The organism is Roseateles sp. (genome assembly GCF_019237615.1).
Taxonomy (GTDB): Bacteria; Pseudomonadota; Gammaproteobacteria; order Burkholderiales; family Burkholderiaceae_C; genus Pelomonas.
Genome location: NZ_JAFAGT010000086.1, coordinates 81,516 through 96,433, shown reverse-complemented (window position 1 = coordinate 96,433; position 14,918 = coordinate 81,516). Strand labels below are relative to the sequence as shown.

Here is a 14,918-nt window from a genome sequence, read left to right as displayed (position 1 = left end):
AGCCGCGACACCGAACTCAGCCACTGCTTCAATTCCTTCGCGTCCATCGCCAGCTCCAGCGGCCCTCCACATGGGGCTCGTGCGACCAGTCTGGTGGCCGGCTGGCTCAGGGCGTGAGCCTGTCACTAACTAACGATCAAAGAGCCTCCGATCGGGACGTAATGGTGCGGGCAACGGTAGCAAGCAAGCGGAAGCTGAGCGCCGAGTTGCAATCAATCTTGCGTGCTGATGCGGACGCCTCAGTGCGTGAGCGCCTGGCCTGCAATGCGAGGTGCGACCTTGAAAGTCTTCGCCTGCTCTCCTTGGATTCCGAGGAGTTCGTCCGACGCGCCGCAATCAAACGCCTCAGGGAGCTAGGCAATGCGCTTTAACCATTTGCTGCAGCGGACGTTGGGCCTCACACAAATGCGTTTGCCATGGCTACGAAATCTAGGGTGCTAGACAGTCCACCATCAGCGGCACTCGTTCAACTGCTGGTCGCCAGCTTTTTGAGCAAGGCCCCTCCACGTTTCCGGTGCATCTTCCTGAACTGCGAGTTCCAAACTTCATCGCGGGGTACCTCAATCTGCGGCGATCTATTTGCCGTTACCAAGTCGGTGCTGCGAGAGGCGAAGCGAAGAACTCGAGTCCTAGAACCCGACGAGCTTCAAGTCCTGCTTGACCTTGCCCCGCAGTTGATTGAATCAACTAAGAGTTCGCATGTAATCATGGACATGATCGTTCATGAAGATCGGACGTTCTCCTCGTTCATCTCGCTTGACCCGCTACAGAACATTGGCGTTGAGCGTGAGGCTATGTTCAGGTCCCGGCATCGTTTGTATACGGACATCGAACCTTGGCTGTCCCGCATCTGGCCCAGGACGTGAGGCCCAACCCATCATTGCAGCGGACGCCTTCGGCGCCCGATTAACTCCAACGTTAGGCATCAAATGCAAGACTCAATGCGTGCCGTTGTTCTGGTGGTTGGGACTCTCCTTCTCGCGATTGCCGCGGTGATGTTGGGGCAGTTCGTTTCCGGAAGCAGTGACTTGAACCCGCTCGCATCCTTGACGGTTGGCATGATTGGTCTTTGTGCATTTCTCATCGGCCTTTGCATTCCTCGGGGCGTGCTTCAGAAGCCTGGAGGCGGTCTGGACGTTGATGCTGAGAACTTGGGCGTGCATGTGCCTGGCGGCGAGCATGACTAGGTCGCTAGGCTGTGTGCATCGGGTTCAATTTGCAGGCGGCTGGGCGAGCGCAAAGAATTTGCTGCCTAACTTCAACGTTGAACGGCAGCTTTACGGCGTTGAGTCCTTCAAGTCGCAGGACCGCAACCGCTGCAAAGCCGCTGCTGGCAAGCGGCCTCCACCATCGCTGTCGCCATTTCCAGACGGAAGCCCGTCAATCGTGACCGGCACCAACACTCGCGGTGATCACAAGCGCGTAGGTCAGTCGCACAAACTAGCGCCCGCCAATCGCTGAACTGTGGCGCGAGTCGCAACCATTTCGGCGTCCTACGCTCATGGCCAGCGGCGCATTGATGCTCTACGGCCGCGCCGACGAGGCGCGCGTGCCGATGCGCGCCGAGGACTTGCGCAGCAGCGTCATCGCGGCGTAGCGCGAATCCCGGCCGCCGGCCCGGCTGCGCGAGCAAGGTCTGAGCGCCTACGAGGTAAACGACACCGCCACCGGCCTGCGCATGCTGCGGGCCGGCCGCGTGGACTTCTGGCTCGTCAACGACCTGGCCGGCCGCAGCGCCATCCAGCACAGCGACGGCCCGCCGCCAAGCCCCCTGCACGGCTTCGGCCGCATCGACCTCCATCTCGCCTGCCACCGCGACGTGCCGGCGGCCACGGCCGATCGCCTGCGCCGCGGGCTGGAGCAGATGCGCCGCGACGGCGAGCTGGCCGTGTTCGGCCCGCGCTGAGCGCTGCTCAGCCCAGTGCAGCCAGCAGGCAGACCGCCCGCGCCTCGATGGCCCGCCCCTCGCCCACCGGCCCCATCTTCTCGGCCGTCTTGGCCTTCACGTTGACCTGGGCCGCGTCCACGCCCAGCACCTCGGCCAGGCGGGCTCGCATCGCCAGGATGTGCGGCGCCATCTTCGGCGCTTGGGCGACGATGGTGCTGTCCAGGTTGACGAGCTGCCAGCCCGCCTCACGCACGCGCCGGTAGGCCTCGGCCAGCAGCAGCATGGAGTCGGCGCCCTTGAACTCGACGGCCGTGTCGGGGAACAGTTTGCCGATGTCGCCCAGCGCCGCGGCGCCCAGCAGCGCATCGGTGATCGCATGCGCGAGCGCGTCGGCGTCCGAATGGCCCAGCAGGCCGTGCGTGTGGGGGATGGTGATACCGCCGAGGACCAGCGGCCGGCCGCTGACGAGCTGGTGGGTGTCCCAGCCCTCGCCGATTCGAAGTGCGGGAAGAGTCATGCCCGCATTGTGGCCGCATGAAATGGCGCCCCTCGTCCAGGGACCACCTTGGCCGGCCCCCGGCGGGGACCGCGATGCTTGCCGGCTCGGCCGGCCCGCAAGCCACTGCGGGCCAGGCAGTCGCCATGGACTGCTGCTATGGTGCGGCCCGCCATGAAACGCCTGCTCCTGCTTCTGTGCCTGGTCACCGGCACCGCGCTGGCCGCCGAGCCGCCCCGCCCCAAGATCGGCCTCGTACTGTCCGGTGGCGGCGCTCGCGGCCTGGCCCATATCGGCGTGCTGCGCGTGCTGGAGGAGATGCAGGTGCCGGTGGACCTCATCGTCGGCACCAGCATGGGCGCCGTCGTCGGCGGGGCCTATGCCGCCGGGCGCAGCGTCGACGAGCTGGAGACACTCGTGAAGAGCGCCAACTGGAACGCCATCCTGGCCGACCGCCCGGCGCGCGAGCGCCTGTCCATACGCCGCCGCGAGGACGACGAGCGCCTGCCCTCGCGCATCGAGTTCGGCTTCAACCTGCAGCGCGGCGTCATGCTGCCCGGCGGCGCCGCCGCCAACGGCCAGCTGGAGGCGACGCTGTCCTCGCTGCTGCCCGCCACGCGCGCCGACGACCCGCTGCGCCGGCTGCCCATCCCGTTCCGCGCCGTGGCCACGGACCTGCTCTCGGGCGCCATGCTGGACCAGGCCGATACGTCGCTCTTCGAGGCCTTGCGCGCCTCCATGGCCGTGCCCGGCGTGTTCGCGCCGCTGCGCGTCAACGGCCGGCCGCGCGTGGACGGCGGCCTGGTGCGCAACCTGCCGGTCGACATCGCGCGCCAGCTCGGCGCCGACATCGTCATCGCCGTCAACGTCGGCACGCCGCTGCTGGAGGACGGCGAGATCACCAGCGCCGTCATGGTGGCCAACCAGATGCTGCAGATCCTGACCGAGCAGAACGTGCAGCGCTCGCTGCGCGAGCTGCAACCCCAGGACATCATCATCGACCCCGACCTGCCGGGCATGGGCTTCATGGACTTCCAGCGCGCCGACGAGGCCATGGCCACCGGCCGGCGCGCCGCGCTGGCGGCCGGCGAGCGCCTGGCCGCGCTGGCCGCACCCGCGGCCCAGGCCGCGCTGCAGGCCCGCCGCCTGGGCCAGCCCGAGGCCGCGCTGGGCGCTCTGCCGCTGGCGGAACTGAAGTTCAGCGGCGCCCGGCGCGTCAACACCGAGGCGCTGCGCGCCGAGCTGGCGCTGCGGCCGGGCGACGCCGTGGGCCGCGCGGACTTGAACCGCGCCGTCGAGCGCCTGGACGGCACGGGCGACTTCGAGCGCATCGAGACCGACGTCGACGACCGCGACGGCAGGCGCAGCGTCGAGTTCCGGCTCACCGAGGCCGACTGGGCGGCCAGCCGCGTGCGGCTGGGCCTTGAGCTCTACAGCAACTTCGCCGACGCCAGCAGTTACTCGCTGGTCGCCATGCATGTGGCGGACTGGCTCAATCCCTGGGGGGCCGAGCTGCGCAGCGTCGCGCGCATCGGCTCCACGCGGGGTCTCAACACCGAGTTCTACCAGCCGCTGGGTCCGGGTTCACGCTGGTTCGCCAGCAGCAAGCTCGCCTACACGGCCGGCAGCAACGACGTCTTCGACCAGGGCCAGCGCGCGCTGCGCCTGTCCAGCAGCCTCACCAGCGCGCAGCTGGAGCTGGGCTACCGCATCGCCGGCGTTGGCGACCTGCGCCTGGGGCTGGGCCGGCTGCGCGCCGACGACGAGGTGGTGCTGCCCGTGCTGCCCGAGAACGGCCGGCGCTCGCAGTCCTACGGCCAGCAGTACCTGGAGCTGCACACCGACACGCTGGACTCGCTGGCCTTCCCCAGCCGCGGCCAGTGGACGACGGCGCGCATCGAATGGCTGCACCCGCGCGGCGAGTCCCGTGTCATCAACGCCTCGCTGCTGGGCCTCGCGGCCTTCCGCCTCGGCGAATGGGCCGGCCAGCTCTACGGCGAGTTCGCCCATGCCGAGCGCGGCCAGGCACGCTCGCTGGGCGGCTATCTGCGCCTGTCCGGCACACCGGACGGCTCGCTGGTGGGCGAGAACATGGCGCTGACGCGCATCGTCATGGCACGGCGCATCGGCGAGATGCCGGTGGGCCTGGGCGGCGCGGTGCGCGTCGGCTTCTCGCTGGAGACGGGGGCGGTCGGAGGCGGCGCGGGGTTGAAGCTCTCCAACCTGCCGCGCAACGGCTGGCGCCAGGCGGCCAGCGGCTTCCTCAGCGTGGACACGCGCTTCGGGCCCTTCTTCCTCGCGCTGGGCACGACGCGCGGCGGCGACACCTCGGCCTATCTGCTGCTGGGCCCCACCTGGTAGAGCCAACGCCCGGCCAGCTCGAAGTCCTCGGGCCAGGTCACCTTGAAGTTGGCCATGGACGCACGCACCAGGCGCGGCGCCAGGCCCAGCGCCTCGACGGCGCTGGCCTCGTCGGTGGCGGCGGCGCCCATCGCAGCCAAGGCCTTCTCGACCAGGCCCAGGCGGAACATCTGCGGCGTCTGCGCCGCCCATTTGTCGCGCCGCTCCACGGTGGCGGCAACGCGGCCGCCGGCGTCGCCCGCCTTCAGTGTGTCGGCAATGGGCTGGGCCAGCAGGCCGCCCACGGCGTCATGCTCGCAGGCATCGATGAGGGCGTCGACCCACTCGGGCCGCAGCAGGCAGCGCGCCGCGTCGTGCACCAACACCCAGTCCGTATCGCCGGCCCCGCGCCGGCGCAGCTCCGCCAGGCCACCCAGCACACTCTCGGCGCGGCTGGCGCCGCCCACGCGGGCGACCCAGCCGGCATGGCCCGGCAGCGCGGTCTCGAAGCGGTCGTCGGCCGGTGACAGCACCACCAGCGTCTGCACGATGCGCGGCACGGCCGCCAGCGCGGCCAGCGTGTGGGCCAGCATGGGCCGGCCGGCGATCTCGACGTATTGCTTGGGGATGCCGGCGCCGGAGCGCTCGCCGATGCCGGCGGCCGGCACGAGGGCGAAGCAGCGTGTGGTGGAGCTCATCCCCGGATTAGAGCAACAGGTAGTCCACCGGCCGCAGCGCCGGCGGCGGCGCCGGGTCGCCCAGCGCCTCGCGCAGGTCGATCTCGATGCCGCGGCAGATCGCGTCCAGCGCCAGGTCGTTGGCCTGCAGGCCGAAGGGCTCCTCGATCTCGTCGCCCAATGCATCCAGGCCGAAGAAGGTGTAGGCGACGATGGCGACGACCAGCGGCGTCATCAGCCCGATGGCGTCGACGATGCCGAAGGGCAGCAGGAAGCAGTAGAGGTAGGCCGTGCGGTGCAGCAGCAGCGCGTAGGAGAACGGCAGCGGCGTGTTCTTGATGCGCTCGCAACCGGCGGCGGCCGCGGTCAGCGCCGACAGCGTGGTGTCGATCTGCACCTCGCGCAGGCTGTCGATCTGGCCGGCGCGGCGGCATTGCGCCAGGTCGGCGCCCATGGCCATCATCAGTGCGGCCGGCCGGTTGCGCGCCCCGTCCAGCGCCTCGCGCTCGGCCGGCAGGATCAGCCCGTCCAGCGCGGCCGCGTCGGCAGGCTGGTCGCGCAGCAGCTGCTTGAGGCTGACGCAGAACGCCAGCGCGCGCAGCACCAGGCGCACGCGCACGTCGGCCAGGTCCCGGGGGCCGGCCACGGGGGCCGGCAGGTCGATCATGTACAGGGCCTGGCGCGCCAGGTTGCGCGAGCGCAGCAGCAGCTCGCCCCAGAGCTTGCGCGCCTCCCAGAAGCGGTCATAGCAGGCGCTGTTGCGAAAGCCCAGGAAGATGGCCAGTGGCAGCCCCATCAGCGTGAACGGGATCGTCGAGACCAGCACCGCGTTGTGGCTGGCCAGCGCGCGGTGCGCCACGGTGACCAGGGCGGCCAGCAGGATGTTGGCCAGCAACACGCCGCGGATGCGATTCAGGATGGAGCCACGGAGGACAAAGAAAAGCTGCAGGGCCGAGGGCCGGTCTCTAACGATCATCCGGTATTGTCAACTGTCGTGCCCCGGGTTCTGGCGCGCCAGGCGCCGCAGCAGGCCGGGCCAGGCCAGTTCGGCGCCGCTGCCGCGCATGACCTTGTCGCTCTGCGCGCGTATGCCGGCCAGAATGGGTGCCGGGATGCGGATCAGCTCGCCGCCGCCGGCCTGGGCGGCGATCTGGATCTCGCAGGCGCGCTGCAGCATGAACATCTTCAGGAAGGTGTCGGCCGCGCTGCGCCCCAGCGTCAGCAGGCCGTGGTTGCGCAGCAGCATCAGCGACGTGCCGCCGAGGTCGGCGACCAGGCGGGCCTTTTCGTCGGGGTTGAGCGCCACGCCCTCGTAGTCGTGATAGCTCAGCGAGGCCAGCGGGAACAGGCTGTGCTGCGAGATCGGCAGCAGGCCCTCGCGCTGCGCGCTGACGGCCACGCCCGCCACCGTGTGCAGGTGCATGACGAACAGCGCATCCTCGCGCGCGCCGTGCACGGCGCTGTGGATGATGAAGCCGGCGGGGTTGACGTCGTAGTCGCCGGCCTGGACCTTGGCGCCGGCGGCATCCACCTTCACGAGGCTGCCGGCCGTGATCTCGTCGAACATCATCCCGTAGGGGTTGATCAGGAAATGGTGCTCGGGGCCGGGCACGCGCGCTGAGATGTGCGTGAAGATCAGGTCGTCCCAGCCATGCAGGGCGGCGAGGCGGTACAGCGCCGCGAGGTCGCAACGGACGGCCCATTCTTCCGGGCTGATGTGGGTGGGTCTGGACATGACGGCTCCTGGGCTTCGACTGATCGAGCGAAGCCAGAATAGTGCGCCCAACCCACCCGACATGTCGCCTTCGTTGCGCTGGAACCACCCGAGTCATGACGCGCCCGCTCACTCCCCTTGCCTTGAGCCTTGCCGCGCTCCTGGCGGCTGCAGGCGCCCGGGCTTCCGAGGGACTGTTTGCCATGGCCGCCTTCACTTGCGAGCCCGTCCGGGTGACTCGCACCCTCATCCAAGCCTGCCTCGCGGCAGACCCGGCGCTGCGCGCTGAGCACGACACGCTCCTCGAGGACTGGATGGCGAGAAACCGGCTCGACGCTGCGACGCTGGAGGGTCAATGCCGCGCGCAGGCCCAGCGCCAGGCGTCGGCCCCCGCCGAGGTCGACCGCTTCCGGGCCGACGTACGCCGCACCAACGACACGACCATCCGCAGCAACATCGCCGAGTACACCGGCAGGCAAGGCGGTTGCCGCGCAGCATTGCTGGAGGTCAGGAGCGGCAAGGCCGATCTCGCCTGGTTTCTGCTGAAGCCCTGACGGCCCTCGCCACCCGCGGTCAGGGACAATCGGGGCTCCCATGCTGATCCCCGACCTCCGCCAGCGCCTGCGCGCGCTGGGTGCCAATCCCGCCCACGAGTCCCGCGTGCTGCGCCACTGGGTGCAGGCCCTGCCGCTGGACGCCGGCCGGCAGCCGCTGCGGGGCTGGCTGCCCAAGGCCCTGTTCGAGGCGCTGCCCGGGCTGATGGCCGAGCTGGAAGGCCTGGTGACGTTGCGCAGCGCGCATGCCGGCGGCGACGGCGAATCGGCCCGGCTGCTGCTGGGCCTGACCGACGGCCAGACGGTGGAAACCGTGCTGCTGCCGCGCGAAGGCGTCTGCGTGTCCAGCCAGGTGGGCTGCGCGGTGGGCTGCCGGTTCTGCATGACGGGCACTGAAGGGCTGATCCGCCAGGTGGGCAGCGCGGAGATCGTGGCCCAGGTGGTCATAGCGAGGAAGCGGCAGCCCAGGCTGCGCAAGGTCGTCTTCATGGGCATGGGCGAACCCGCGCACAACCTCGGCAACGTGCTGGACGCGATCGCGCTGCTGGGCCGCGAGGGCGGCTTCGCGCACAAGCAGCTGGTGTTCTCGACGGTGGGCGACGAGCGCGCCTTCGCGGCACTCCAGGACGCCGAGGTCAAACCGGCGCTGGCCCTGTCGCTGCACACGACGGACGCCGCCAAGCGCGAGCACCTGCTGCCGCGCGCACCGCGGCTGACGCCAGAGCAGCTCGTCGAGGCCGCCGACGCCTATGGCCGCGCCAGCGGCTACCCCGTGCAGTACCAATGGACGCTGCTGGACGGTGTCAACGACGGGCCCGAGGAGCTGGACGGCATCGTGCGCCTGCTGAAGGGCCGCTACGGGCTGCTGAACATGATCCCCTTCAACAGCGCGCCCGGCCTGCCCTTCACGCGGCCCGGCTGGGAGCGCGCGCGGGCCATCGCCGCAGAGCTGAGCGGCCGCGGCGTGCTGACCAAGCTGCGCGATTCCGCCGGCCAGGACGTGGACGGCGGTTGCGGCCAGCTGCGCGCCCGCGAGGCGCTGGGCCGGCCCGCCCGCGTGGTGAGAATTCACGCCTGACCGGGGCCAAGCCACCGCAATCGGCGACAGGCGTGACCCGCCGCCCCCAGCAGAATGCACCCGCATCAGCGATGCGAGAAGACGTTCCACTGGAGAAGACATGACTCAGCTGCAAGCCCTGGCCACGCACGCCCGCCGGGCCACCCTGATCGCCGGCACGGCCCTGTGCCTGCAGGCCGGCGCCGCCACGACGGTGCACAAGTTCGACCCCACGGCCCAGCTGGGCGGCAGTGCGCTGCAGCTCAACGGCAAGGGCACGCGGGTGCGGCTGGTGTTCAAGGCCTACGACATGGCCCTCTACACGGCCAAGCGCGCCGCCACGCCGGCGGAGCTGCTCGCGCTGCCCGGCCCCAAGCGCCTGCAGTTCACGGCGCTGCGCGAGCTGCAGGGCACCGAGCTGGGCCGGCTGTTCCTGCGCGGCATGAGCGACAACACGCCCGGCCAGCAGATGACCCGCCACACGCTGGCCACGACCCGTCTCATCGAGATCTTCTCGGGCAAGCCCAAGCTGGCCCCCGGTGACAGCTTCGCGATGGACTTCATCCCCGGCAAGGGCACGCAGTTCTACATCCAGGGCCAGCCCCAGGGAGAACCCGTCGGCGACGACGAGTTCTTCACGCTGGTGCTGCGCATCTGGTTCGGTGAGTCGCCGGCGGATGCGCAGCTGCGCGACGCGCTGCTGGACGGCGGGAAGGACTGAGCCGCGACCGAGGACAGGCCTGCGGCCTGTCCGACGCATGCCGAAGGCCATCCAGCCTGCAAGCCGGATGACATGAGGCACCACCTGCCAGCGGGCCTGAGCCGCCGCCGCCCTTCAGCCGCGCAGCGCAGCGCGGCGCGGCGCCTGAACGCCAGCACCGCCAGGCCCAGGGCCAGCATCAGCGTCGACGCCGGCTCCGGCACCGCGCTGATGCCCGTGTAGACGCCGTCGAAGGACGCGGTGGCGTGCTCGCCGTTGATGGTCAGGCCGGCCAGCAGGCTCTGGAAGCTGGCGTCGCCCAACTGGTTGCCGCTGAAGCGCAACGCGTAGCCGCCGCTGCCGCTGACGGCCAGCGCCGCGCCGGCGGCGACGTCGCCCAGCGCGCCGAAGCTCAGCGTCGAGCTGCCGAGGGCGATGGTGGAGCTGGCACTCAGCACCAGTGTGGCCAAGCTCTGGTCACCGCCCAGCACCAGCTGGCCACCGGCCAGTTCCAGCGCGCCGACAGGGTCCAGGCGTTGGGCGCCGGCCAGCTCCAGCGCCGCACCGCTGGCGACGACGGTCTTGCCGGTGTAGTGGTTCTCGCCGCTCAGCACGACGCGGCCGCTGGCGATCTGCACGACGGCGAAGTTCGACAGCGACGACGCATAGGCGAAGCCCTGGCCCGCGCCCGGGTCGATGCGCAGGCTGTTGGCGCCGCCGGAACCGCCGTCCATGCGGCCCAGCACCTGGGCCTGGCCGCCGGCGATGGTGACGCTGTTCTGGCCGCTGCCGAGCTGGATGGCGCGTCCGCTGGCGCTGCCGTCGATGAGGCCGCGATTGACGATGGTCGTGGCGTAGTCGTTGCTGACGACGATGGCCGCGCTGCCGGCGCCGCCCAGCAGCGTCGCGCCGGCATCGTTGTGGATGCTGACCGTGCGGCCGCTGCCGTTCAGGCCGCCGGCGTAGATGGCCGCATCGCTCTGGCCACGGATGACGCCGCCGGCCTGGTTGACGACGATGGCGTTCGCGTAGAGGGCCTCGCGCCGCCCCCCCGCGATGTCGTTGCCCACCAGCGAGATGCCGCGGCCCACCGCGTTGGTGTTGCCGGCGGCCACCAGGCCTTCGATGAGGCCGGCGTTGGTGATGCTGCCGCCGCCCACCGAGATGCCCTCGCTGTAGGCCAGCCCCGACGCCACGGCGCTGAAGGAGTTGGCCGAGCGGATGACGCCGGTGGCCGTGTTGGTCAGCATGACGACGCCATCGACGTCCACGCCGTCGCCGTCGCCCGTGACGCCGCGGCCGACGATGGTGCCGGCGTTGTGGACGGTCACGACCTGCAGGCCGTTGAAGCCGTCGAGGTTCAGCCCGGAGCCGTTGTCGCCCTGGATGACGCCGCCAGCCTGGTTGGTGATCGACATCGTGTAGGGCAGCGCCGCCGTGTCCTGGCCGCCGGTGATGCCGTGGCGGCCGCCCTGCACCAGGCCGGCGTTGACGATCTGGATGCCGGAGTTGGCCTGGCCGTCGATGCCGTCGCTGCTGGAGCCCGTCGTCGTGATCGACAGGATGGTGCCCCAGTTGTTGACGACGCCGTTGACGCCCGGCCGCACCGCGTCGGCCTCGTAGGACTTCATCAGCGCGCCGGCGTAGTTGTTGACGACGTTGCTGCCGCTGGCGATGGCGTTGAAGTCCACCACCTGGTTGCCGGCCGCCGACGCGTTCAGCGAGATCATCTGCCCGTAGTTGTGCAGCACGACGCTGGCCGGGCTCTTGTTCATCTGGATGACGTCGGCGTCGGCCGCCTGCATCAGCGCGGTCGCGTTCGTCGTGCTGCCGTTGGTGACGACGAGGCTGGTCACGCCGGTGTTGTCACGGATGACGCGGCCGCTGCCGGTCTGCGTGATCGTGCCGAGGTTGCTGAGGCTGGCGTTGTTGCCGGTGACCGTCACGGCGACCGTGGAGCCAGAGACGGCCAGCGAGGCGCCGGCGGCGACGCTGCCGGTCTGCGAGGCGCCCAGGCTCTGCGCCGTGGTGGACGGGCTGGTGATCGAGAAGTTCGCGGCCTGGGCCGACAGCGGCGCAGCGGCCAGGCAGGCCAGCGCAATGGGGTGCCAGCGGCGGGCGCAGGCGAGCGGGGCGGAGCGAAGCATCATGGTGATCGCAGGGGGCAGCGCAAAGCCCGCGACGTTATCGACGCGCCTCGCCGCCGTGCACCACGCAACCGGGGCCCCGCGCCGGGCCCCGGCTTCATCGCCATGTCACATCGGCGTATCAGGGGCCGCGGTAGGCGTCCGCGTCCAGCCCCAGGCGGCGGATGCGGTCGTGCAGCGTCTTGCGCGCCAGGCCCAGGCGCTCGCCGGCTTTGGCGACATTGCCGCCGCTCTCCCGCAGGGCTTGCACGATCCACTGCCGCTCGACGGCGGCGAGCGCTTCGTCCAGCGGCGCCTGCGGCAGCACGGCCGCTCCGCTGGCGGCCGGCGTCGCTGGCGGCGGCGCCTCGTTGACCAGGCCCAGCACCCAGCGCTCCGCAAAGTTGCGCAGCTCGCGCACATTGCCCGGCCAGTCGCGTGCCTGCCAGGCGGCGAGCTGGGCGGCGCTCCAGACCGGCAACGGCCGCTGCAGGCGCTCGGCCGCCTGGGCGCAGAAATGGCCCAGCAGCAGCGGGATGTCCTCGCGGCGCTGGCGCAGCGGCGGCAGCATCAGGCTGGCCACGTCCAGGCGGTAGAACAGGTCCTCGCGGAAGCGCCCCTCCCGCGCCAGCGCCAGCAGGTCCGCCTTGGTTGCGGCGACGATGCGGCAGGCCAGCGGATGGGCCGTGTTGGCGCCCAAGCGCTCCACGCTGCGCTCCTGCAGCACGCGCAGCATCTTGACCTGCAGGGCCAGCGGCATGGATTCGATCTCGTCGAGGAAGACCGTGCCGTCTCCGGCGAACTCCAGCTTGCCGATGCGGCGTTTGTTGGCACCCGTGTAGGCCCCGGCCTCGGCGCCGAAGATTTCCGACTCGAACACGCTCTCCGGCAGCGCGCCGCAGTTGATCGCGACGAAGGCGCCACGCGCGCCGCTGGCCGCGTGCAACGCGCGGGCGACGACCTCCTTGCCCGCGCCGGTCTCACCATGGATGAGCACGTCGACCCGCGCCGGGCCCAGGGTGTTGATCAGCGTGCGCACCTGCTCCATCGCGGCGCTGGCGCCCAGCAGCCCGTCAGCCGGGCCGCCGCCTCTTTGATCCTCCAGCTGGGCCTTGAGCCGGCGGTTCTCCAGCACCAGACGGCGCTGCGCCAGCGCCCGGCGCACGACCTCGACGAAATGCTCGGCCGAGAAGGGCTTCTCGATGAAGTCCCAGGCGCCGTCGCGCATGGCCTCGACGGCCATGCCGATGTCACCGTGGCCGGTGACGAGAATGACCGGCAGCTCCGGATCCTGCTCGCGCAGCACGTGCAGCAGCTGCAGGCCGCTGTCGCCGGGCAACTGCACGTCGCAGACGACGACGCCGGCGAAGCCGGGCTTCAGCCAGGCCTGCGCGGCCTCCGCGGAATCCACGCCATGGGCTTGCAGGCCGGCCAGGCGCAGGCTCTGCATCGTCGCCAGGCGCACATGCTCGTCGTCTTCGACGAGCAGCACATCGGAAGGTTGGGTCCAGGCCATGCGGGATTCTCAGGCGAGGGGCAGGCGAAGCGTGAACTGGGCACCGCCTCCTTCCGCCTCGGGTCGGTTCAGCCCCTGCAGCGAGCCGCCCAGCGCGTTGGCGATGGACGCCGAGATGGACAGCCCCAGGCCCAGGCCCTCGCCGCGCCGCTTGGTGGTGAAGAAGGGCTCGAACAGGCGGGCCAGCACCGCGTCGCCGAGGCCGGGGCCGTCGTCGGTAACGCGCAGCAGCGCCTGGCCGGCCTCCACCTCGGCCCGCAGCGTGACCACGCCGCCGCCCTGCTCCGCGCTGGCGTCTATGCCGTTGCGCAGCAGGTTGACCAGCACCTGCTCTATGCGCACCTGCTGACCCAGCACGGCCAGCGCGTCGGGCACCGGCGGGCAGTCCAGCCTGACGTGCCGGCGGCGCGCCTCGGCGCCGACCAGGGCCAGCGCCGCCTGGAAGGCCGCGGCCACCTGCACGGGCTGCACGCGCAGCTCGTCGCGGCGCGCAAAGCCCTTCAGCTGGGCCACGATGGCGGCGATGCGCTGGGTCAGCTGCGCGATGGCCTCCAGGTTGCCCTCCGCATCGGCCTGCATGCCGCGCTCGAGGAAGACGCGGGCGTTGTCGTTCAGCGCCCGCAGCGCCGCCAGCGGCTGGTTGATCTCGTGCGTGATGCTGGCGGCCATCTGCCCCAGAACGGCCAGCTTGCCGGCCTGCACCAGCTCGTCCTGCGTCGCGCGCAGGGCCTTCTCGGTGCGGTGCAGCTCGTCCACGCGCGCCTGCAGCTCCTGCGTGCGCTCGGCGATACGCGCCTCCAGGCTGTCGTAGGCGGCGCGCAGCTCGCCCTGGGCCGCCAGGCGCTCCCGGGCGCGGCGGCGGCGCAGCTGCAGATAGGCCAGCAGCAGCAGCAGCGACACCCAGCCCAGCGCGGCGGCCCAGGCGCGGCCGGCGGCGATCTGCTCGGCGCCGCGGATCTCGGTGAAGGACAGCAGCGTCCAGCCGCGCCCCTCCACCGGCTGCTCGGCGACGAGCACGCGCGGCTTCGCGGACGCGGTGGTGATGCGCTCGACGCGCTGCCCCGTCAGCGCCTGGACGGGCTCGCGTGCCAGGGGCGGCAGCGGCAGGTCGCCATACTGCTGCGTATCGTGCAGCTCGGCGCGCGCGGCTGCGGACAGAGACTGCAGCGTGCGGTATTTCCACTCCGGCCGGCTGGCCAGGAAGACGACGCCGCGCGCATCGGCCAGCATCAGCTCGCCGGGGCTGCGCGCCCAGTTGGCCTCCATCTCTTCCAGCGACACCTTCAGCACCACGACGCCTGGCACCGGCCCGGCCAGGCGGTGGGCGATGAAGTAGCCCGGCGTGCCGGTGGTGGAGCCGCGCGCGTAGAAATGGCCGCCGCCGCTGGCCATGGCGCCACGGAAATAGGGCCGGTAGGCGTAGTTCTGGCCGACGAAGGTCTGGGCGTCGCGCCAGTTGCTGGAGGCCAGCGTCTGGCCCCTGGCGTCGATGAGGAAGATGGCCGCGGCGGCGGCGTCACGGGCCACGCCCTCGAGCAGCGCATTGACGTCGGCCACCCGCGCCTTCGAGGCCGGCTCGGCCAGCAGTCCGGCCAACGCCGGATGGCGGGCCAGCACCTGCGGCAAGGCCTCGTACTTGTCCAGCGCGCCGGTCAGCTCATGGGCAACGAAGCGCAGATGGCGCTGGGCGTCGTCGCGGGTCTGCGCCAGGGCCAGGTCCAGCGACAGGCGCCAGGCCGCATAGGCCACCGCCGCGCCGCCCAGCAGCACCAGCGCCAGCAACGCGAGGCTGCGTTGCCAGCGGGGGCGTTTGAACGCTTCACGCATCAGCGGACCAGCGTACCCGCTGG

The 14,918-nt window shown here is 70.9% G+C and carries 11 protein-coding genes and 1 pseudogene; 5 read left to right on the top strand and 7 right to left on the bottom strand.

Annotation, left to right across the window (positions count from 1 at the left end):
• Positions 1–1,678 precede the first annotated feature (1,678 nt).
• Positions 1,679–1,906: a transporter substrate-binding domain-containing protein gene (locus JOY88_RS18375; protein ID WP_293504085.1), complete on the top strand. Its 228-nt coding sequence runs from the start codon at positions 1,679–1,681 to the stop codon at positions 1,904–1,906.
• A 7-nt stretch (positions 1,907–1,913) separates the two neighbouring features.
• Here the strand turns inward: JOY88_RS18375 and ispF are convergent, their stop codons facing one another.
• The gene (gene ispF, locus JOY88_RS18370) at positions 1,914–2,405 is read right to left on the bottom strand and encodes a 2-C-methyl-D-erythritol 2,4-cyclodiphosphate synthase (RefSeq protein WP_293504084.1); all 492 of its coding nucleotides are present in this window, start codon (positions 2,403–2,405) and stop codon (positions 1,914–1,916) included.
• Between the two features lie 153 nt (positions 2,406–2,558).
• Between ispF and JOY88_RS18365 the strand changes: the two genes are divergently transcribed.
• Positions 2,559–4,745, top strand: a complete 2,187-nt coding sequence (locus tag JOY88_RS18365; protein WP_293504083.1) for a patatin-like phospholipase family protein — start codon at positions 2,559–2,561, stop codon at positions 4,743–4,745.
• On the opposite strand, the gene ispD is transcribed toward JOY88_RS18365, so the two are convergent.
• Genes ispD through JOY88_RS18350 form a run of 3 tightly spaced genes read right to left on the bottom strand, consistent with a single transcriptional unit; the run spans position 4,718 to position 7,136 of the window.
• Positions 4,718–5,422 carry a 2-C-methyl-D-erythritol 4-phosphate cytidylyltransferase gene (gene ispD / locus JOY88_RS18360; RefSeq protein ID WP_293504082.1) on the bottom strand — a complete coding sequence of 235 codons (705 nt, stop codon included), beginning with the start codon at positions 5,420–5,422 and terminating at the stop codon, positions 4,718–4,720. The two genes, JOY88_RS18365 and ispD, sit on opposite strands and share 28 nt — an antisense overlap.
• Before the next feature lie 7 nt (positions 5,423–5,429).
• A complete protein-coding gene (locus JOY88_RS18355; protein WP_293504081.1) occupies positions 5,430–6,377 on the bottom strand; it encodes a bestrophin family protein in 948 nt (315 codons plus the stop codon).
• Positions 6,378–6,386: 9 nt separating this feature from the next.
• Positions 6,387–7,136, bottom strand: coding sequence for a class II aldolase/adducin family protein (locus tag JOY88_RS18350; protein ID WP_293504080.1), 750 nt, complete (start codon positions 7,134–7,136; stop codon positions 6,387–6,389).
• Positions 7,137–7,231: 95 nt separating this feature from the next.
• Between JOY88_RS18350 and JOY88_RS18345 the strand changes: the two genes are divergently transcribed.
• The 3 genes and pseudogenes from JOY88_RS18345 to JOY88_RS18335 form a co-directional block, all read left to right on the top strand.
• A complete protein-coding gene (locus tag JOY88_RS18345; RefSeq protein ID WP_293504079.1) occupies positions 7,232–7,669 on the top strand; it encodes a hypothetical protein in 438 nt (145 codons plus the stop codon).
• A 40-nt stretch (positions 7,670–7,709) separates the two neighbouring features.
• A complete protein-coding gene (locus JOY88_RS18340; protein WP_293504078.1) occupies positions 7,710–8,747 on the top strand; it encodes an RNA methyltransferase in 1,038 nt (345 codons plus the stop codon).
• 100 nt (positions 8,748–8,847) lie between these two features.
• A pseudogene (locus JOY88_RS18335) lies at positions 8,848–9,369 on the top strand (chalcone isomerase family protein); the annotation flags it as partial.
• On the opposite strand, the gene JOY88_RS18330 reads toward JOY88_RS18335, so the two are convergent.
• The 3 genes from JOY88_RS18330 to JOY88_RS18320 all read right to left on the bottom strand — a co-directional run bounded on the left by JOY88_RS18330 (position 9,312) and on the right by JOY88_RS18320 (position 14,895).
• A complete protein-coding gene (locus JOY88_RS18330; protein ID WP_293504077.1) occupies positions 9,312–11,576 on the bottom strand; it encodes a beta strand repeat-containing protein in 2,265 nt (754 codons plus the stop codon). The pseudogene JOY88_RS18335 and the gene JOY88_RS18330 overlap by 58 nt on opposite strands.
• 118 nt (positions 11,577–11,694) lie before the next feature.
• The gene (locus JOY88_RS18325; protein ID WP_293504076.1) at positions 11,695–13,068 is read right to left on the bottom strand and encodes a sigma-54-dependent transcriptional regulator; all 1,374 of its coding nucleotides are present in this window, start codon (positions 13,066–13,068) and stop codon (positions 11,695–11,697) included.
• A gap of 9 nt (positions 13,069–13,077) precedes the next feature.
• Entirely contained in the window at positions 13,078–14,895 is a 1,818-nt protein-coding gene (locus tag JOY88_RS18320) for a sensor histidine kinase (RefSeq protein ID WP_293504075.1), read from the bottom strand.
• Positions 14,896–14,918 lie beyond the last annotated feature (23 nt).